Raw genomic sequence first — 18,171 nt, 5'->3', positions numbered from 1 at the left:
CAGGGCAGATGGGCCATACGGGCGCCAGCTGAAGCGGGTGGCGCAGAACGTCGGGCGGATCATCAACGCATTTCCGCCCGACGAGCCCAACGCTGTGCCGCCCATGACGGCGGTCTTGCACGCATACGCCGAGACGCTGACGGAATGGGCCCATGCCGCCGCGCTGCAAATGGTCACGGATGTCAACCGGCGCGACCGCGACGCATTCTTCAAGCGTGCTCGTGACATGTCGGCGGCGCTTCAGCAAGAGCTGCGCAACGCCGACACCGGCCGCGTCATGCAGCAACTGCTGGCCGAACAGGTGGATCTCATCAAGAGCATCCCGCTGGAAGCCGCCAAGCGAGTTCATGTCCTGACGTCCGAGGCGTTGCTGGACAGTACGCGCGCCGCGGAGATTGCGAAGGAAATCATGCGATCGGGTGAGGTGGCTGAAAGCCGGGCGCTGCTGATCGCTCGCACGGAAGTGGCCAGAACCGCCGCCAAGCTCACAGAGGCACGCGCCCAGGCCGTGGGCAGCACGCATTACATCTGGCGCACCTCGGGCGATTCGGATGTGCGCGCCGGCCATAGGCACATGAACGGCAAAGTGTTCGCTTGGGCCGATCCGCCGATGGTCAACGAGGGCGACGCGAAGCGCCCCAACTGGATCCGGCACCACCCTGGCGAGATCTGGAATTGCCGATGCTATGCAGAGCCGATCCTGGCAAAGGAATGAACATGCACACCACTGACCGAATGGCCAGCGGCTTCTACACGGTCGAACGCCTGGGCGCGCGGCAGTCCGTTACCAATGACGGATTCCTGCTGTGCGAGGGCGTACCGATCGCACGCATCGGCCAGCTGCTGTACGCCGCCGGGGAAGTGCCGGTCGAGCCTGGGCGTGACGGGATCATCCGCATCGAGCGCACCCCTGAAGAGGTGTTCCGACCCGAGACCCTGGCCAGCTTCGAAGGCAAGCCGGTCACGATGGATCACCCTGCTGAGTTTGTAACGCCGGACACGTGGCGCCAGTTGGCCGTCGGGTTCACCCAGAACGTGCGCCGCGGCGAAGGCTTGGATGCTGATTACATCCTGGCCGACATGCTGATCACGGATCGGGCGGCCATTGATGCGGTACGCGCCGGCCTGCGGGAGGTTTCCTGCGGATATGACGCGGACTACGAGCAGATTGAACCCGGGCGCGGGGTACAGCGCAACATCATCGGCAACCACACGGCGCTGGTAGAGCGTGGCCGCTGCGGCCCGCGTTGCGCAATCGGAGATAAGGAAAGCGATATGAGCAAGAAAAAGAGTACCTGGGACCGCATCCGCGCGGCCTTCAAGTCCAAGGACGAAGCCGCGCTGGAAGAGGCGTTGGAAGACGCTGAAACGGCGGACTCGGACGGCGACGATGATGACGAGAAGGACAAGGACGGCGACAAGTCGACCAAGACCAGCGACAGCGCCACCCTCGCCGCGATCCAGAAGACCTTGGATTCCATGAACAAGCGGTTCACGGACATGGAATCCGAGCTGAAGGAAATCAAGGAAAAGAAGGACGACGACGGCAAGACCGGCGACACGGTCCTGGAAGCGGAAGAAGCCGAGCGCAACACCGAAGCCAAGGGCGAAACCTACACCGGCGACATGGCCAGCGTGCGCCAGCGCGCCGAGATCCTGGCGCCGGGATTCAAGCTGCCGACCTTCGACTCCAAGGCCAAGGCCGCGGACGCCATCTGCTCGTGCCAGCGGCGCGCCCTCGATGCTGCCTATGCCACCGACGGCGGGCGGGCGGCGATCACGCCGTTCCTGGCCGGACGCGCTCCGGAGTTCGAAACGATGGACTCCGGCACGGTCAACACCATCTTCACCGGCGCGGCAGAACTGATGCGCCACACGAACAACGCCCGCGGCATGCGCAGCGGGATCAACACGCGCGATTTCGGCCGGCAGACCACTGTGGCGGACGTGAACCAGCGCAATCGCCAGTTCTGGGCCGGCCGCTCGGGCCAATAACACAAGGATCAACACATCATGGTCGCTTTCGTCTATCGCATGCCGTCCGGTATCCCGGGCGATGTCAGCCGCAAGGAAAACTCGGTCGTCGAGACCAAAATTCTGGACTCCACGAAGCCCTTTCCGGGCTACGGTGTGGCCGGGAAGATGGCTGGTGGGAAATTCGTGCCCATCGCCGCCGGCGACACCGCCGACGTCGTGTACGGCGTCCTGGTTCGGCCGTTCCCGACCAACGCCGGCCAGGAAGGCCTGGGTGTCGCTACGCCGCCCACGAAGGGACCCGGCGATACCCTGCGACGCGGCTACATCACGGTCAAGCTCAATGGAGGCGCCGCGGTTGCTGACGGCAGCCAGGCATTCATCCGCGTCGCCGCGCCGGCGGCTGGCAAGCCCGTGGGCGGCTGGGAAGGGGCGGCGGACGGCACCAACACGATCGCCGTCAATGCGATCTTCATGTCTGCCGCCGATGCGAACGGCAACGTGGAAATCTCCTTCCGCAACTGAACAACCATCACGCGATGACCGGCCGCCTTCGGGTGGCTTTTTTTTCGCTCAAATCCGGAGCAACACATGAAACTCAGCAAGACCGAAATGGCGGCCGTGATGGGCGCAACGGCTCGCCTGGTGCGCGCCCAGACGCGCGACGGCATGATCACCTTCGACAGTCAGACGATCGACTCGGCTGGCGCCTTCCTGGTCGGGGAACTGGAACGCCTGGACCAGACGCTCCATGGCCCGCTCGCATCTGTGACGTGGTCGCGCGACATCGATCTGCGCGAGGACGTCTCGATCGCTGATGAGACGTCGAGCTTCACCAATTCTAGCTTCGCCGCCGCCGGTGGCCCGTCGGCGACGGGCAAGTCCTGGATCGGCAAGACGGCAAACGCGATTCAGAGCCTGGCTCTGGACATCGGCAAGACCGCCTCGCCGCTGAGCCTGTGGGGCATGGAACTGGGCTGGACGATCCCCGAGCTGGAATCGGCGCAGAAGGTCGGCCGCCCGGTCGACACCCAGAAGTACACGGGCATGCAGCTCAAGTGGAACATGGACATCGACGAGCAGGTTTACATCGGCGATGAAACCCTGGGTCTGCAAGGGCTGGTGAACAGCTCCCGCATCAGCAACACCAGCAACGCGGTGACGGGCAATTGGGACACGGCGACGCGCCAGCAGGTCCTGGACGACGTTGACGAGATCCTGACCAGTTCCTGGGAGGCCAGCGGCTATGCCATCTGCCCGAGCAAGCTGCTGCTGCCGCCCAAGAAGTACTCCAAGCTGGTTCGGACTGTTGTCTCGGACTCCGGCAACATCTCGCTGCTGGAGTTCCTGAAGGCCAACAGCATCGCAAACTCGCTGAATGGTCGGCCGCTGGACATCCAGCCGCTGAAGTGGCTGCCGGGCCGCGGCGCGGCGAACAAGGACCGCATGGTCGCGTATACGCAGGACCAGCAGCGCGTGCGCTTCCCGCTGGTTCCGCTGCAACGCACGCCGCTGGAGTTCCGATCGATCTATCAGCTGACCACGTATTTCGGCCGCCTCGGCGCTGTCGAGTTCGTGTACCCGGAAACGGTCGCTTACCGCGACGGCATCTAAGGAGCGACGTATGCCGAAGATCTACGTTGAACGGCCCTTCACGCTGCACCACAGTGGCGGCGTGGAGAGCTTCGAGGTTGGTGCCCACACGGTCTCGGCCGAGGTGGCGAGCCACTGGTACACCAAGGCGCATATCGGCGACGAGCCGGTCCTGGATGCCGACGCAGGCGCAGCAGCTGACGCGCTGCTGGCCGAGCTGGATGCCAGAGCGCAGAAGCTGCAGAAGGCCGAAGACCAGGTCGCCGAGCGCGAGAAGGCGGCGGCAGCGCGGGAGACCGAACTCGCGCAGCGGGAAGACGCCGTTGCCGAGCGCGAGAAGGCGGCGGACAATGCCGACCAGGCCGCCGCCGGCAAGGCCAACCCCACGAAATAGGTACGCACGATGGATGCAGCCACTTTCCGCCAGGACTTTCCCGAGTTCGCCAGCGAAACCATCTATCCGGGCTCGCAGGTGGGTTTTTACTTGCGGGTGGCGGAAAAGCTGCTCCCTGTGAACCGGTGGGGCGAGATGCTGCCCTACGCCATTGAGCTGTTTGTCGCCCACCATCTGGCGATAGGCCGCCAGAACGAGCAGACGGCCGCTGTAGGCGCCGCGCCGGGGGCAGTGAAGGGGCCAGCCACGTCCAAGGCTGTCGACAAGGTCAGCGTCGCATATGACGCGGGCGCGGTGGCGTTGGAGGATGGCGGATTCTGGAACCTGACGACCTACGGCATTCGGTTCCTACAGCTGGCGCGCTTGTTTGGCGCCGGAGGCATACAGCTATGAGCAGCAAGTTCCGGGTGGATCGGCTGGACAGCGTGCTGGCGTCGATCAACGAGCTGGTCAAGAAGCAGGTGCTGGTGGGCGTGCCGGATAGTGCGCCAGACCGTGAGGCTGGCCCGCTTTCCAACGCCCAGATCGGCTACATCCTGGAGCACGGCTCGCCAGCGAACAACCTGCCCCCGCGCCCGCATCTGCTGCCGGGTGTGCAAGATGCCCGGCCGAAGGTCGAACCCGAGCTGAAGGCCGGTTGCGATGCGGCGCTGGACGGTGACGTCGAGCAGGTGGATCAGCGCCTGAATCGGGCCGGCCTCGTGGCGGCCAGCGCGGTCAAAGCCAAGATCAACAGCAACATCCAGCCGGCGCTTGCCGAGCGGACGCTCGAAGATCGGCGCAGGCGCGGCGTCACGCGCGAGAATACGCTGGTGGACACCGGCCAGTATCGAAACTCGATCACCTACGTGGTCCGCAAGAAGGGATAGTCATGTCGCTTCTCGATGTCTCTGATGTGCTGCTCGATCCGGATTTCATGGACACGGGCCTCATCTGTAACCGCATGGCGCAGACCATCGACGACGATGGGTTCGCCACGAACGCGGCGACCGCGCATCCGTTTTCCGCGGTCGTGACTAGCGACAAGGGCGACGTCCTGCATCGCAATGCCGACGGATCGCGGATCGTCGGGTCGATCACGATCCACACGATCTTCCGCCTGTCGGATGGCAGTGCTGGCCAGGACGCAGACGAGGTCGTATGGCAGGGGCGTACCTACACGGTCGTCAACGTCAACGATTATTCGCACTTCGGGCGTGGTTTTGTGTGCGCGACCTGCGATCTGAAAACGCCGCTTACGGGGTGATGTATGAACGACAGCTCGACAGGCGGGTACCTGACTCCCGCGGCCGCGACGCCGCCGAAAGAGGACTTGGAGCTGGACCGGCTGCTGGTCCAGATGGTGCGCGGGATTTCAGGGCTGCCGAAGGACAAGGTCCGGGCGCGGTGGCAGCCGACGACGCCCAAGCAGCCTGCCGACCCGGCGGAGAACTGGTGCGCAATCGGCATCACGGTCCAGTCGCCCGATGCGTCGCCGGCGATCCAGCATGATCCGGCCGGTGATGGACGGGATGTGTATTGGCGCCACCAGGGGATCGAGCTGCTTTGCACGTTCTACGGATCGGAGGCGAAGATGCGAGCGCAGGCGCTAGCGGACGGCCTGGCCATCCCGCAAAATCGGGAGGAGTTGGGCCGGCATGAAATGGCCGTGGTGGGCACAGGCGATATTCGCGCAGTCCCCGACCTGGTCAACAACGTATGGGTCCGCCGCTATGACATGACCGTGTTCCTGCGGCGCAAGATCAGCCGCAGCTATTCCGTGCTCAATCTGCTCAACGCAGGCGTCACGACACACACCGCCGCCGGCAGCGTTACGACGGGCATTTCCCCGTAGCAGCCGCGCGCGCCGCAGTGGGCCACCTCCGGGTGGCCCTTTTCATTTCTGATGGTAGAGGATCCCATGGCCAATGGACTGCCTGTTTCTCGTCTGATCAACGTCACGATCAACATGTCGCCGCTCGCAGCTCAGGGCGCCAATCTCAACACCGCGCTGCTGCTGGGCTCGTCCGCCGTCATCGACACGGGCGAGCGCATGCGCTCCTACGGCGGCATCGACGCTGTCGCCGCAGACTTCGGCACCACGGCGCCGGAATACCGCGCCGCGCTGCTGTACTTCCAACAGACGCCGCAACCGTCGCAGCTCTACATCGGCCGCTGGGCCAAGACCTCGACCTCGGCCACCCTGCGCGGCGCCGTGCTGTCGGCCGCCGAGAAGCAGATGTCGGTCTGGACCGCCGTCAAGGCCGGCGGCTTCAAGCTGAGCGTCGACGGCGTCGAGAAGACGGCCACGGGCCTGGACTTCTCCACGGCGACCAACCTGAACGGCGTCGCCTCCATCATCGGCGCCGCGCTGGCCGGCACCACGGTGCAATGGAACGGCTCGCAGTTCGTCGTCACGTCCAACACGTCCGGCGCCAGCTCGACGCTGGGCTACGCCTCGGCGCCCGCCACCGGCACCGACGTGTCGGACATGCTGGGCCTGAGCGCCGCCAAGGCGTCCGCGCCCGTGGCCGGCATCGTTGCCGAAACGCCCGCGGCGGCCGTCTCGCTGTTCCTGGATCGTTTCGCCAACAAGTTCCTGGGCCTGACCTTCGCCGACAGCCTGACCGACGCCCAGCACCTGGCCGTGGCCGAGCTGATCGAGGCCGACCAGCGCCACCTGTATGGCGTGTCGACCCAGGCGCCGCAAGTGCTGGATCCGACCAACGCCGACGACATCGCCAGCCGCCTGAAGGCGCTGAAGTACAAGTACTCGATCGTGCAGTTCTCCAGCGCCAGCCCCTATGCGGTGGCCTCGCTGCTGGGGCGCATGCTGACGGTGAACTTCAACGCCAACAACACGACCATCACGCTGATGTACAAGCAGGAGCCCGGCATCGTCGCCGAGACCCTGACCAGCAGCCAGGCCGATACGCTGGCGGCGAAGCGGTGCAACGTCTTCGTCAACTACGACAACGACACCGCCATCATCCAGTACGGCGTCACGCCCAGCGGCATCTTCATCGACTCGGTCTACAACGCGATCTGGTTCCGCAACCGCCTGCAGACGGACGTCTACAACCTGCTGTACACCAGCCCGACGAAGGTTCCCCAGACCGACGCCGGCAACCAGCTGATCGCCTCGGTGATCGAGGGCGCGTGCGCGGCCGCCGTCAACAACGGGTATCTGGCCCCGGGCGTGTGGAACTCGGCGGGCTTCGGCGCGCTGAAGCAGGGCGATACGCTGGCGAAGGGGTATTACGTCTATGCACCGGCCATTGCCACGCAGTCGAAAGCCGACCGCGAGGCACGCAAGGCCGTTCCGTTTCAGGTTGCCGCCAAGGAGGCCGGCGCCATTCACACCGTCGACGTTCTGGTCACGGTCAACCGGTAAAGCCGATGAAGACGCTGCCGATTGAGTATTTGCATGAGGCACTGTCCTACGACCCGGATAGCGGGCTCATGCAATGGAAGGAACGGCCGCGCCAACACTTCGCGACTGATCGCGGATGGCGTTGTTTCAATAGCCGATTCGCGGGTAAGCCGGCCGGTACGTTGAGCCCCACCACAGGATATGTGGTGGTGAACTTCTCCGGCGGGAACTTATTTGGTGTGCATCGACTGGCGATTGCCTTGGCGACTGATTCGTGGCCTCGATATGTGGACCATATTGACCGCAATCGAGCCAACAACAAATTGTCCAATCTCAGGACGTGCACGAAATCTGAAAACCAGTGCAATCGCGGCGTACAGCGGAACAACAAGTGCGGCAGAAAAGGGGTGTACCTGCACGCCCCAGGCAAGTGGAGGGCCAGGGTCATGAAGGGTGGAGTCTTGAAAGACCTTGGTCTATTTGCGAGTGCTGATGAAGCACATTTGGCCTATGCGGCGTCTGCGCAGATCCTGCACGGCGAATTCGTCAATCTTGGGTAGAGAAAATTATGTCTGGAACTTATTCGTTTATCGACGTGTCCGCCAGCCTCGTCGGGCCCGGCGGCGCTTTCAGCCTGGGCTACGGCCAGGCCAATGCGGAAGAGGGCATCACGATCGCGCCCGTGGGCGACAAGAACACGATGATGATCGGCGCCGACGGGGAGGGCATGCACAGCCTGCACGCCGATAAGTCGGGCACGGTGACGCTGCGTTACCTGAAGACGGCGCCGGTGAATGCCACGCTCCAGGCCCTGTACGACGCGCAATCGCTGGACAGCCGCCTGTGGGGCAAGAACCTGATTTCGGTGACCAACAGCGCCAGCGGCGACGTCACGGTCTGCCGATCCTGCGCTTTCAAGCGCAAGCCCGACCTCGGTTATGCGAAGGACGGCGACACCGTGGAATGGGTCTTCGACGCGATGAAGATCGACACGATCCTGGGGACCTACTGATGGCTGAAATCGAACTCTCGGGGAATCGCTACTCGATCGGGCGGCTGAACGCCAAGCAGCAGTTCCATCTGTCGCGGCGGATCGCTCCGATCATCCCGCCGCTGATCCCGGTTTATCTGCGCCTGGCGCAGGGTGGCGCGCCGCTGCTGGGCGATCCGGCCGCGCTGAGCGAACTGTTGCAGCCGTTCACGGACGGCCTGGCGGCGATGAAGGATGAGGACGCGGACTATGTCATGGGCGTCTGCCTGGCCGTCGTCCAGCGCCAGCAGGGCGGGGCATGGGCGAACGTGTGGAGCGCCGCCCAGGGCGTGTGCATGTTCCAGGACATGGACCTGGGCGTGATCCTGCCCCTGATCGTGCGCGTCGTCACGCAGAACCTCGGCCCTTTTTTTCAAGGCCTGCTTACCAGCCAAGGGAGCGGGCCGGGCGAAGCGCAATAGCCTGGGCCAGTCTGCCCGACGGCGAGGACTGGCTGCTGGCGCCGGTCCTGCGCGGCCACATCCACTACGACAGGCTGCTGGACGGCTCTGTTGACCTTGCGGATATCGCGCTCATGAACGACGCGGCAGCCGTCCAGGCAGACAACGAAATGCTCGCACGGCGGGCGATGGAAGATACGCATGGCCGGCAACGCTGAAGTCATCCGCGAGTTTCTTGTAGCCTTGGGCTTCAAGGTCGACCAGAAGGGGCTCAAGACCTTCAAGGACGGGGTCGAGGACGCGACAAAGGGCGTTGTGCGCTTGGTGTCGACCGTCCAGGGTGCCGCCCTGGCGATCAGCGCGAGCGTCGCCGGTTTCGCGTCGAAGATCGAGCATCTGTACTTCGTCGGCCGCCATGTGGGGGCCACCGAGAACAGCTTGCGCGCGCTGAGTGGCGCTGCGCGCGATTTCGGCGTCTCAGCCGATGCCGCGCTTGGCAGCGTGGAGTCCATCGCCAAGTTCATGCGCAACAACCCGGCCGGCGAGTCGTATATCGCTAGCTTGGGCGTCCAGACGCGCGACGCCAATGGGAATCTGCGCGACACGGTCGATCTGGTGGCCGACATCGGCAAGGTGATGGCCAGCAAGCCGACCTGGCTGGCCAGCCAATACGGCAGCGTGCTGGGCATCGACGAAAACCTGCTGCTCGCTATGCGGGATCCGGCATTCGTTGAGCGCCTGCGCCAGATCCGAAAGGAGTCCGAGAACAATGGCATGTCGCGGGCCGCCAAGGACGCGCACGAGTTGATGAACTCGCTGCGCGATCTGGGCCGGACGGCTGACAACATGTTCACGATGATTCAGGCCGACCTGCAGCAGAAGGTGGGCCCGGAGCTGAAGCGCTTCGGGGCGTGGTTCAAGGAGAACTCGCCGGAGATCGCCAAGCGCATCTCGGACGTGGCGCAGGTCGTGCTCAGGATGGCTGAGACGATCATGCCTGTGCTGGGCACGGCGATCGAGAAGTTCATCGAGTGGGATAAGGCCACGAATGGGTGGACCACCAACATCCTGCTGACCGTGGCCGCGCTGAAAGTGCTCGGCGGCTTCCAGATTCTGAGCGGTCTGGCCAAGCTCTCCGGAGCGCTTCGAGGTGTTGGCGCGGCCGCTGCAGCTGCGCAGGCCGGCGCGGCGGTGGGCGGCGCTGCGGCCGCCGGCGGTGGCGCGGCGTTAGGTGCGACGATCGGCACGACCGCGTTGGCGGCGGCCGTGGTCGGCGCGCCGATCGCAATCGGGGGAGCCTACCTGCAGCACCAGATGACGGGCACCGAAGAGGGCATCAAGCAGCGCATCGCCGACCGCCAGGCGCGTCTGAAGGAGAAGGACCAGCTGATTGAGCTGGATCCCCGCAATGCCGCGAAGTACCAGGCCGAGAAGGTCCCGCTGGAAAAGGACATCGCCGAATACCAGAAGAAGCTGGAGCAGCTGAAGGCTGGCGTGGCGTCGCAATCCAGCGCGCCGGCCAACGCCATGGCCGGCGCGCTGTTCGACAATCTGGAGAAGCAGTACGGATTGCCCCAGGGTCTTCTGGATAGCGTTTGGTTGCAGGAGTCGGGTCGCGGCAAGAACATGTTGTCACCAGCCGGGGCGCAGGGGCATTTCATGTTCATGCCGGCAACTGCCAAGGAATGGGGGCTCAACGACCCGAATGACTTGGGGCAGTCGGCCAATGCCGCAGCAAGGTACCTGCAGTGGCTACTGGCTCAGGCTGGCGGCGACTTGAAGAAAGCCTTGGCTGCCTACAACGGCGGAATCGGGAACCTTGGCAGATTGGGGCTGGACGGGATGCCAGCGGAGTCACAGAAGTACTACCGCGATGTGCTTGGACGTATCGATTGGCAGCCATGGCAGAACTACTATGCGGGTGCCTACTACGGCAGGAGACCTGGGGCCGGCGACTCGAAATCAGTCTCTATGAATAGCAACACCACGATCTATGTCAGCGGCGCCCGCGATCCGAAGGCAGTTGGGGATGCGGTGGCGAATGAACAGACGCGCGTCAATGCTGCTGCCGCGCGCACCATGAGTGGGGCGCAAGGATGAGCATTATTGATTCGCTGGGCCTGGACATGATCCTGCTGTCGTCGAAGAAGATCGGCGACATCACGATATCGGCCACGTTGGAAGAGGTCTATCACGACGAGCTGACCATCACGGAGCATCCCGTCGAGAACGGGGCCAACATCAACGACCACGCCTTCAAGCGGGCCAACGAGGTCATCATCAAGTGCGGCTGGAGCAATTCCGACTACACGGCACTGTTGGGGGGGGAGCCGGCCAAGGTGAACAACGGAATGCCGGCCACTTCGACATACGTCGATGCGGTCTATTCGCAGTTGCTGGCGCTGCAGGAGTCCCGCAAGCCGTTCGACCTGGTGACCTGCCGCCGCAAGTACTCGAACATGCTCATCCAGAGCCTGATGGTCATCAACGACGACAAATCGTCGGGCGCGCTTATGGTTACGGCGACGCTGCGCGAGGTCATCATCGTCAAGACGAGGGCGACGACGCTGCCGCCGCGGGATGCGCAGGAGAACCCGGCCGAGACCGCCGAGACGGAGAACAAGGGCACCAAAGCACCAGCGCCGGCCACGCCAGCGCCAGGCGGTGCACAACCGATCCCGATTTCCATGACCGACGGGGTGACAAGTGGCAGTCTATGAAATTCCCCTGAGCCCGGCGCCGCAGACCTTCGGCATCACGCTGGGTGGCGTCGACTACCGCCTCACGCTGCTCTATCGCGGCGGCTGGACCGTCGATATCGCCGACGGCGGCGGCCGGCCGTTGGTAGGCGGCGTCCCGCTGGTGACGGGCGCCGACCTGCTGGAGCAGTTCCGCCACCTGGGATTCCAGGGTGGCCTATTCGTGCAGGGCGCGGCAAGCCCGGACGAGCTGCCCACGTTCACCGACCTGGGCTTCGGGTCGAAGTTGTATTGGGTGACGAGGGTGTAAGGCGTCAAATGCTAAGATCTGTGCCTCGGCACATGGACCACAATCAAAGAGTCGACATGGCAAATCCTGTTCCTGTTTCCAAAGCAGCAGACGCGTTTCGTGAGCTGATAAAGCGCCGGCAGACGGGAGACGGCGTGGGTGGAATTGATGAATTCACTTGCGCCAGACTTGAACGAGCTGCCATTGAAAGCATGGACGTCGATCCCGTGGGCTCGCACCAAGTGCTTGGGGCAGTGGCCGCGTGCCGATGGGATGTTGAAGGCGTTCGTGTGCATTTCTCTCAGGCGATGGAAAAGGGCGGCGGCTATATTGCTCAAGCCAATTTCGCGCGTGCGCTCTATGACGTCAATCGGATTGGCGAGGCGGCAGCGGAAATCGAGATGGCCGCAATGGGCGTGCCGGAGCAGCTGGCGTATCTCAAGCAGGCTATTGCGAATCGGCTCATTGTCGGCGACTGGGAGCGTGCGGTCGTGCTGCTTGATGTACTCGCATTGCGGACTCAAGATCTGGACGCTGACATGGTCCGAGCGCGCAAGACCATAGAGTTTGGCCGAAGACTAGGATTGCGTCATAGTACGGTCGGAGACTGCGTCGGAATTGCCCTGGATTTGTTGGCAGCGGAGCGAGTTCGCATCGTCGGAGTCTCGGATTCGATGGACGATATCGTCGAGGACGGAGCAATCTACTTCGACATTGTTGTGCATGCGACTGCAGATGTGGCGGAGAGCCTGGATGACCGACTGACTCCCTTGCTGTTTGATGGCGTGCAGGACATGCAATTGAACTTTTTTGGGTTGGCGATTAAGTCGGAAGAGGCTGTTCATGGAACCCACTGAGTTCTTGAGTACTGCTCGTCAACTGGTTGCAACAGGCAGCGAAGGGGCCTATCGAAGTGCGGTGTCGCGCGCGTATTATGGTGCCCTACACGCCTGTAATGTGCTTGTCCCCGCCGAATTCGCGCCAAGTCAGGCCGAGATGCATTCGGATGGAAGCCACAATGCCATCATTGGTGCCATGGAGCGATGGGGCAGAAGTCTCGGGGCTGGGCGTACAGATGCGCAGATGGCGGCCAAGAAAATCGCCCAGCTGAAAAGATGGCGCGTGGTGGCTGACTATCGCATCAGACAGAAGTGGGACATAGACGCGGAAAAATGGGTTCGCGTCGCCGAAGAAGTCTTTCGCCTGGTGGAGGCTGCGCGATCAAAGCGCGATGGCCAGGTGGCCAACACAGCCATCTAAGGACCAAAGAAGAAATGCCCCGCTCCGGCGGGGTTTTTTTATGCCCAAAGGAATCAGATGACCACCCAAGAACTCCCCACCATCACCACCTACGGCGATCCCGTGACCGCCGCCGAAGACACCGAGCAGTGGATCCGCAAGACTTCGCTGATCGTCGGCACTGAGGACGCGCTGGACCTGTCGGATCTGCGCTTCATCTTCCGGATCAAGCGCGGCGATACCCAGACCCCCAACACGCTGCATGTGCGTGTCTACAACGTCGCGGAGCAGACTGCGCTGCGCACCATGAAGGAGTTCACCCGCGTAGTGCTGCAAGCGGGCTACGAGGGCAACTACGGCATTGTCTTCGATGGGACCATCATCCAGATCCGCCTCGGTCGTGAGAGCCAGACAGACACCTATGTCGACATCACGGTCGCCGATGGCGACAGCGCGTACAACTTCGGCTTCGTCAACCAGACGCTGGCCGCCGGTGCGACGATGCGGGACGTGGTCGATGCGTCTATGAAAGCTATGGAAAAAAAAGGCGTCACGCGCGGGTACATGGCTTTCCTCACGGAACAGCGGCTAGCTCGCGGGAAAGTGATGTTTGGCCTGGCGCGGAAATTCATGGAAGGGGTGGCCCGGACTACACAATCGGTGTGGAGCATCCAGGACGGAAAGGCGGTCCTTTGGCCCGAAACATCCTACAACCCTGGTGACATACCGGTGATAAGTCCTCAAACAGGTCTGGTGGGCCAGCCCGAGCAAACGTCGAACGGCATCACCGCTCGAATGTTGCTGAATCCCAGCGTGAAAATTGGCACGCTGATTTGGCTGAAGAATGAGGCGATCCAACTATACGGGTATAGCCCAGACATCAAGCAGCAGAGTGAGAACGGCAACATCGAAATGCAGAGCGCCCTGAATGACGATGGCCTGTACTACGTGATGCTAGCCGAGCACTGGGGCGATTCACGGGGCAATGATTGGTACACGGAAGTAGTGTGCCTGGCCGCCGATGTGACGGCTTTTAGAAGCTTCGTGCGGCAGGGCCAAGTTGTGGATCCAGCGCTGGCTATCGTAAAGACCAATCTCTAGGGAACTTGAATCTTGGGAAGGTCAAGCACTTTGAACTTCCCATCTCCTACCGTATCGACGCGCATCAAGAGCTTCTTGGGCATTGTTGAGGACGCCATCTTGGGAACGACGGTGAACACATCCCCATCGATAGTTTCGCCCCAGCAACCGACGTCCCAAACCCCTCGGAACGAGGTGTACTTGCGCATGTGTTCCTTGTTCACCAGGGGCAAGCCGCAAGGTTGCTTGATGTAGTAGATCGTCGGGAATTTGTCTTCAAACACCTGGCCGACCTTGAGCTGGTAGTTGCGCGGCATGTAGACCTCTTCCGCGTTTGCGGACATGCACGTCAAGGCCAGTACGGTCAAAACAACCTTTCTCATATCACCACCATGATCAGACAAGAAAGAACCAACGACCCTGAGCTTGCCTTTCGGCAGTCTTTTCGCGGATCGCAGGCGGAAATCTGGACGGCGCTGCCCGGCATCGTGCAATCGTTCGACGCGGCCGCGCAGACCTGCGTGGTGCAGCCGACGATCATGATGCCGATCCGCGGCGAGGATGAGAAGTTCGTCGCCACGGCGCTGCCGCTGCTGACGGACTGCCCGGTCCACTTCCCCTCAGGTGGGAATTGTACGCTGACATTCCCTGTCAAGGCCGGCGACGAGTGCTTGGTGGTGTTCGCCTCGCGGTGCATCGATAGCTGGTGGCAGTCCGGCGGCGTGCAGGAACAGGCCGAACGGCGCATGCACGACTTGTCTGATGGCTTCGTCTTCGTGGGGGTGCGCTCGCAGCCGCGCACCATTCCGGGCATCAGCACGAGCGTGACGCAGTTGCGCAGCGACGACGGGGCGGCGTTCTTCGAGTTGGATCCGAGCAGCCACAAGCTGCGCATCGTGGCGCCGGGCGGCCTGGAGGTGGTGACGCCGCATGCCACGTTCAGCGAGAGGGTGACTGTGACGGGTCTTTTCACTTTCCTGGGCGGTCTGGTCGGCAGTGCGGTCGCCGGCGCCGCGGCGAAGATCACGGGCGCCATCAACTTCATCGGGACGCTGACGTCGAACGGCAAGCTGATCGACGACACGCATCAGCACAGCGGCGTGCAGCCGGGCAGTGGGACGAGCGGACCTGTGACGTAGATCGAATCCGAGACATCAAGAAAGGCGAAGGCCCCGACCGTGGCAAGCGGTTCGGGGCCTTCTTGTATTCAACCCTCTGAGTTCAGCAGAAGGAAGTACTGGATGAATGTTAGGCGATTTCTTCTGAGGCTGTCTATGAAAAATGGGCTTGAACTGGATGCACCGCTGAACGCTGACTTCAGCAAGGCGCTGGCCTTTGCAGTTCGCATTCTCGCCGTGGCGCTGTCGGCGTGGCTTGTCATAACCGCTATTCGTTGGTGGTAGCCATGAGATATCGAAAGCTCGACGAAAACGGGGACTACTCGTTCGGCGGGCAGCAGGCCGACTATTACCGGGACACGCCGTTGGCGGTGGCCCAGGCGGTACAGACGCGGTTGATGCTGTTCCGTGGGGAGTGGTTTCTGGACACGACGGACGGGACGCCGTGGATGACGGAAGTTCTGGGCAAGAACACGCGCGCGACCTATGACGCGGCGATTCGCCAGCGCATCCTCGGGACGCCGGGGGTAACTGAGCTGGTGAGCTACAGCAGCGACCTTGATACCGAGGCGCGGCAGGTGGCCATCGCGGCGACGATCAACACTGTCTACGGACAGACCACAGTGCAGGCGAGGATTTGATGGCCATCACGACTACGGCGCCGACGGTGGACGCGACCGGCATCCATGCGCCGACCTATGCAGATGTCTTGAACTACCTGCAGACGCAGTTCCGCGCGATCTACGGGGCCGACGTGTATCTGGGCTCGGACAGCCAGGACGGGCAATTTCTGGCGATTCTGGCGTCTGCGATCAACGACACGAACACGGTGGCGGTTCAGGTTTACAACTCGTTTTCGCCGGCGAAGGGCATCGGCGAGGCGCTGTCCAGCAACGTGAAGATCAACGGCATCAAGCGGGCTAAGGCCAGCGCGTCGACCGTGGATCTGCGGATCGTGGGCCAAGCGGGAACCACGATCGTGAATGGCATTGCGAAGGACGCGAATCAGCAGCAATGGGCGCTTCCCGCGACGGTGGTTGTTCCGCCGGCCGGAGAAGTCACCGTTACTGCATCGAGCACGCAGCAGGGCGCCGTTTCGGCGGCGGCCGGCACGATCACGCAGATCGGCACGCCGACGCTGGGTTGGCAGTCGGTGACCAACCCGGCCGCCGCCACGCCCGGCGCGCCCGTCGAAAGCGACGCGGCACTGCGGGTTCGGCAAGCCGTGTCGGTGGCGCTGCCGTCGCGCACCGTGCTGGAAGGCACCGTTGGGGCGGTGGCGTCGATTGCCGGCGTCGCGCGCTATCGAGCCTACGAGAACGACACGAGCGCCACCGACGGCAATGGCATCCCGTCGCACAGTATCAGCCTGGTGGTGGACGGCGGCGATGCGATGGCGATTGCCAGCGCGATCGCTGCGAAGAAGACGCCGGGGACGGGAACCTACGGGACAACCACGGAGATCGTCACGGACATCTACGGCATTGCGCATCCGATCCGCTTCTTCCGGCCCACGACGGCGCCGATCACCGCCGCACTGACGATCAAGGCACTGACCGGCTACACGACGGCGGTGGGAGGTCAGATCAAGGACGCGGTGGTTGCCTACGTGAATGCAGTGGCGATCGGGGGGGGACTGAGCGGATCCGTTGAGTGGGGCGACGCAATCACGGCCGCAAACTCTGTGGGCGGAGGCACCGTGTACAAGCTGGTGTCGCTGACGCTGTCGGGCCCCAGCGGCGCAGGTACGCCGGACGTGCCTCTGGCATTCAACGCCGCGGCGGCGATGACGCCGGCGGCCATAGTGCTGACGGTGATCTAGATGGCTGACCTGGAGAAGTACCTAGGGCTCGTGACGGCATTCCATCGCGACAAGCCTAAGTTCAACGGCATGTTGGGCGGCGTAGCGCACTGCTTTGTTGATGCGCAGAAGGCATTCGCCGGCTTGGTTGCGGCCTTCGACCTGGACCTTGCAATCGGCGTCCAACTCGACGCTGTCGGGCTGTGGGTGGGGATATCTCGCCACGTCCGGACGCCGCTTGTGGGTGTTTATTTTTCGTTCGACGTGGCCGGCCTCGGTTTGGACGAAGGCGTTTGGCAAGGCCCCTTCGATCCAGGTTCTGGCGTCACGACGTTAGACGATGACACGTATAGGTTGCTGATCCGCGCCAAGATCGCGGCCAATCACTGGGACGGAACGTTGGAGGCGTCGGCAGCAATCCTGAAGTTGATCTTCGGAGATCTGACGCACGTATTTATTCAGGACAACGGCGACATGTCGATCGACATTGGCGTCTCGGGTGAACGGCCTTCGGAAATTTTTCTCGCGCTCTTGACCGGGGGCTACATCCCGATCAAGCCCGAAGGCGTGCGCATCAAGTACTACGTGGTTCCCGACCAGGACGGCCCGCTATTTGGGTTCGACGTGACCAACGAATACATCTCCGGATACGACAGTGGTATCTGGGGCACTCTGATTTCTTGAGGAGTTCAGAAAGTGGCAACGAATCAATTTCTCCCATTCGGCGCGGGCGCTGGTGCCAACGTGATGACAGCTGCCGAGTACTCGGCGCTCCCCGCGCGTACATCAGGATTTCAGTCTGGCGTGGCAAAGTCGCGGGAGGTCAATACGCCCATACGGCAGGCCGCATTTGTGGCCTCCATGATCGGGCAATTCATCGCGGACAATACGGGGCAGGACGTGCTGGACAACGCTGATCGCGCGGCGCTGGAGGCCAGCTTTATCGCTGCACTGAACGCGGTCGTCAATCGGCAGCAGTCTCCAAACGACGCGACTGCCGGCCGCGCGCTCACTGTCGGGAACGCCTTCGGTATCGGAGCGGTAAACCATCTCAACCAGGTCGATCTCGACACAGTTCGAACTTCGGGGCTCTACAGCCAGTGGAACAGCTCTTGGGCGACGATCGCCAGCCACTACCCGGTTGCCGGAATCAACGGCACTGGGAGTCTTGTCGTTGTGAGCTCGGGTAATGGCGGCATCA

27 protein-coding genes are annotated in these 18,171 nt (G+C 62.8%); 26 read left to right on the top strand and 1 reads right to left on the bottom strand.

Features of this window, described 5'->3' with window-relative positions; translation table 11 throughout:
* Positions 1-37: 37 nt before the first annotated feature.
* The 20 genes from ACEU5R_RS22615 to ACEU5R_RS22520 all read left to right on the top strand — a co-directional run bounded on the left by ACEU5R_RS22615 (position 38) and on the right by ACEU5R_RS22520 (position 14,072).
* Positions 38-715, top strand: coding sequence for a phage minor head protein (locus ACEU5R_RS22615; RefSeq protein ID WP_392411794.1), 678 nt, complete (start codon positions 38-40; stop codon positions 713-715).
* Positions 716-717: 2 nt separating this feature from the next.
* Entirely contained in the window at positions 718-1,995 is a 1,278-nt protein-coding gene (locus tag ACEU5R_RS22610; RefSeq protein ID WP_392411792.1) for a DUF2213 domain-containing protein, read from the top strand.
* 18 nt (positions 1,996-2,013) lie between these two features.
* Positions 2,014-2,499 (top strand): hypothetical protein, encoded by a 486-nt coding sequence (locus ACEU5R_RS22605; protein WP_392411790.1) that lies wholly within the window; start codon positions 2,014-2,016, stop codon positions 2,497-2,499.
* Positions 2,500-2,565: 66 nt separating this feature from the next.
* On the top strand, positions 2,566-3,588 hold the full coding sequence (locus tag ACEU5R_RS22600) for a DUF2184 domain-containing protein (RefSeq protein WP_392411788.1): 1,023 nt from the start codon (positions 2,566-2,568) through the stop codon (positions 3,586-3,588).
* 10 nt (positions 3,589-3,598) lie between these two features.
* A complete protein-coding gene (locus ACEU5R_RS22595; protein WP_392411786.1) occupies positions 3,599-3,961 on the top strand; it encodes a hypothetical protein in 363 nt (120 codons plus the stop codon).
* A gap of 9 nt (positions 3,962-3,970) precedes the next feature.
* Entirely contained in the window at positions 3,971-4,354 is a 384-nt protein-coding gene (locus ACEU5R_RS22590) for a DUF4054 domain-containing protein (protein WP_392411784.1), read from the top strand.
* Positions 4,351-4,830, top strand: coding sequence for a hypothetical protein (locus tag ACEU5R_RS22585; RefSeq protein ID WP_392411782.1), 480 nt, complete (start codon positions 4,351-4,353; stop codon positions 4,828-4,830). Before ACEU5R_RS22590 ends, ACEU5R_RS22585 begins: the two co-directional genes overlap by 4 nt.
* A 2-nt stretch (positions 4,831-4,832) precedes the next feature.
* Positions 4,833-5,207, top strand: a complete 375-nt coding sequence (locus tag ACEU5R_RS22580; RefSeq protein ID WP_392411780.1) for a hypothetical protein — start codon at positions 4,833-4,835, stop codon at positions 5,205-5,207.
* Positions 5,208-5,210: 3 nt separating this feature from the next.
* Complete coding sequence (locus ACEU5R_RS22575) at positions 5,211-5,795, top strand: LIC_12616 family protein (RefSeq protein WP_392411779.1); 585 nt, start codon at positions 5,211-5,213, stop codon at positions 5,793-5,795.
* 66 nt (positions 5,796-5,861) lie between these two features.
* Positions 5,862-7,334 carry a DUF3383 domain-containing protein gene (locus tag ACEU5R_RS22570; RefSeq protein WP_392411777.1) on the top strand — a complete coding sequence of 491 codons (1,473 nt, stop codon included), beginning with the start codon at positions 5,862-5,864 and terminating at the stop codon, positions 7,332-7,334.
* A gap of 5 nt (positions 7,335-7,339) precedes the next feature.
* Positions 7,340-7,873, top strand: coding sequence for an HNH endonuclease (locus tag ACEU5R_RS22565; protein WP_392411775.1), 534 nt, complete (start codon positions 7,340-7,342; stop codon positions 7,871-7,873).
* A gap of 8 nt (positions 7,874-7,881) precedes the next feature.
* The gene (locus ACEU5R_RS22560) at positions 7,882-8,325 is read left to right on the top strand and encodes a phage structural protein (protein WP_392411773.1); all 444 of its coding nucleotides are present in this window, start codon (positions 7,882-7,884) and stop codon (positions 8,323-8,325) included.
* Positions 8,325-8,765, top strand: a complete 441-nt coding sequence (locus tag ACEU5R_RS22555; RefSeq protein WP_392411771.1) for a phage tail assembly chaperone — start codon at positions 8,325-8,327, stop codon at positions 8,763-8,765. Before ACEU5R_RS22560 ends, ACEU5R_RS22555 begins: the two co-directional genes overlap by 1 nt.
* Entirely contained in the window at positions 8,762-8,962 is a 201-nt protein-coding gene (locus tag ACEU5R_RS22550) for a DUF6889 family protein (RefSeq protein WP_392411851.1), read from the top strand. The genes ACEU5R_RS22555 and ACEU5R_RS22550 overlap by 4 nt, the downstream gene beginning before the upstream one ends.
* Positions 8,946-10,844, top strand: a complete 1,899-nt coding sequence (locus ACEU5R_RS22545; RefSeq protein WP_392411769.1) for a transglycosylase SLT domain-containing protein — start codon at positions 8,946-8,948, stop codon at positions 10,842-10,844. The genes ACEU5R_RS22550 and ACEU5R_RS22545 overlap by 17 nt, the downstream gene beginning before the upstream one ends.
* Positions 10,841-11,464, top strand: a complete 624-nt coding sequence (locus ACEU5R_RS22540) for a phage baseplate protein (RefSeq protein ID WP_392411767.1) — start codon at positions 10,841-10,843, stop codon at positions 11,462-11,464. The genes ACEU5R_RS22545 and ACEU5R_RS22540 overlap by 4 nt, the downstream gene beginning before the upstream one ends.
* Positions 11,451-11,753 (top strand): phage baseplate plug protein, encoded by a 303-nt coding sequence (locus tag ACEU5R_RS22535; protein WP_392411766.1) that lies wholly within the window; start codon positions 11,451-11,453, stop codon positions 11,751-11,753. The genes ACEU5R_RS22540 and ACEU5R_RS22535 overlap by 14 nt, the downstream gene beginning before the upstream one ends.
* A 56-nt stretch (positions 11,754-11,809) precedes the next feature.
* Positions 11,810-12,589: a hypothetical protein gene (locus ACEU5R_RS22530; RefSeq protein ID WP_392411764.1), complete on the top strand. Its 780-nt coding sequence runs from the start codon at positions 11,810-11,812 to the stop codon at positions 12,587-12,589.
* The gene (locus tag ACEU5R_RS22525) at positions 12,576-12,992 is read left to right on the top strand and encodes a hypothetical protein (protein ID WP_392411763.1); all 417 of its coding nucleotides are present in this window, start codon (positions 12,576-12,578) and stop codon (positions 12,990-12,992) included. Before ACEU5R_RS22530 ends, ACEU5R_RS22525 begins: the two co-directional genes overlap by 14 nt.
* Before the next feature lie 57 nt (positions 12,993-13,049).
* A complete protein-coding gene (locus tag ACEU5R_RS22520; RefSeq protein WP_392411761.1) occupies positions 13,050-14,072 on the top strand; it encodes a phage protein in 1,023 nt (340 codons plus the stop codon).
* Here the strand turns inward: ACEU5R_RS22520 and ACEU5R_RS22515 are convergent.
* Positions 14,069-14,368: a hypothetical protein gene (locus tag ACEU5R_RS22515; protein ID WP_392411758.1), complete on the bottom strand. Its 300-nt coding sequence runs from the start codon at positions 14,366-14,368 to the stop codon at positions 14,069-14,071. The two genes, ACEU5R_RS22520 and ACEU5R_RS22515, sit on opposite strands and share 4 nt — an antisense overlap.
* A 75-nt stretch (positions 14,369-14,443) precedes the next feature.
* Between ACEU5R_RS22515 and ACEU5R_RS22510 the strand changes: the two genes are divergently transcribed.
* From ACEU5R_RS22510 to ACEU5R_RS22485, 6 genes are all read left to right on the top strand, one after another.
* Entirely contained in the window at positions 14,444-15,190 is a 747-nt protein-coding gene (locus tag ACEU5R_RS22510) for a Gp138 family membrane-puncturing spike protein (RefSeq protein ID WP_392411755.1), read from the top strand.
* Between the two features lie 135 nt (positions 15,191-15,325).
* A complete protein-coding gene (locus ACEU5R_RS22505) occupies positions 15,326-15,454 on the top strand; it encodes a hypothetical protein (protein ID WP_392411753.1) in 129 nt (42 codons plus the stop codon).
* A 2-nt stretch (positions 15,455-15,456) separates the two neighbouring features.
* Positions 15,457-15,810: a hypothetical protein gene (locus tag ACEU5R_RS22500; RefSeq protein WP_392411751.1), complete on the top strand. Its 354-nt coding sequence runs from the start codon at positions 15,457-15,459 to the stop codon at positions 15,808-15,810.
* Positions 15,810-16,991, top strand: coding sequence for a baseplate J/gp47 family protein (locus ACEU5R_RS22495; protein WP_392411749.1), 1,182 nt, complete (start codon positions 15,810-15,812; stop codon positions 16,989-16,991). The genes ACEU5R_RS22500 and ACEU5R_RS22495 overlap by 1 nt, the downstream gene beginning before the upstream one ends.
* The gene (locus tag ACEU5R_RS22490; protein ID WP_392411747.1) at positions 16,992-17,654 is read left to right on the top strand and encodes a DUF2612 domain-containing protein; all 663 of its coding nucleotides are present in this window, start codon (positions 16,992-16,994) and stop codon (positions 17,652-17,654) included.
* A gap of 12 nt (positions 17,655-17,666) precedes the next feature.
* A partial coding sequence (locus tag ACEU5R_RS22485) for a pyocin knob domain-containing protein (protein ID WP_392411744.1) occupies positions 17,667-18,171 on the top strand: 505 nt, incomplete at its 3' end.

This window comes from Achromobacter sp. 413638 (assembly GCF_043119405.1).
Taxonomy (GTDB): domain Bacteria; phylum Pseudomonadota; class Gammaproteobacteria; order Burkholderiales; family Burkholderiaceae_B; genus Achromobacter.
Note: the sequence above shows the minus strand (reverse complement) of the source record. Positions and strands in the feature narration are given on the sequence as shown.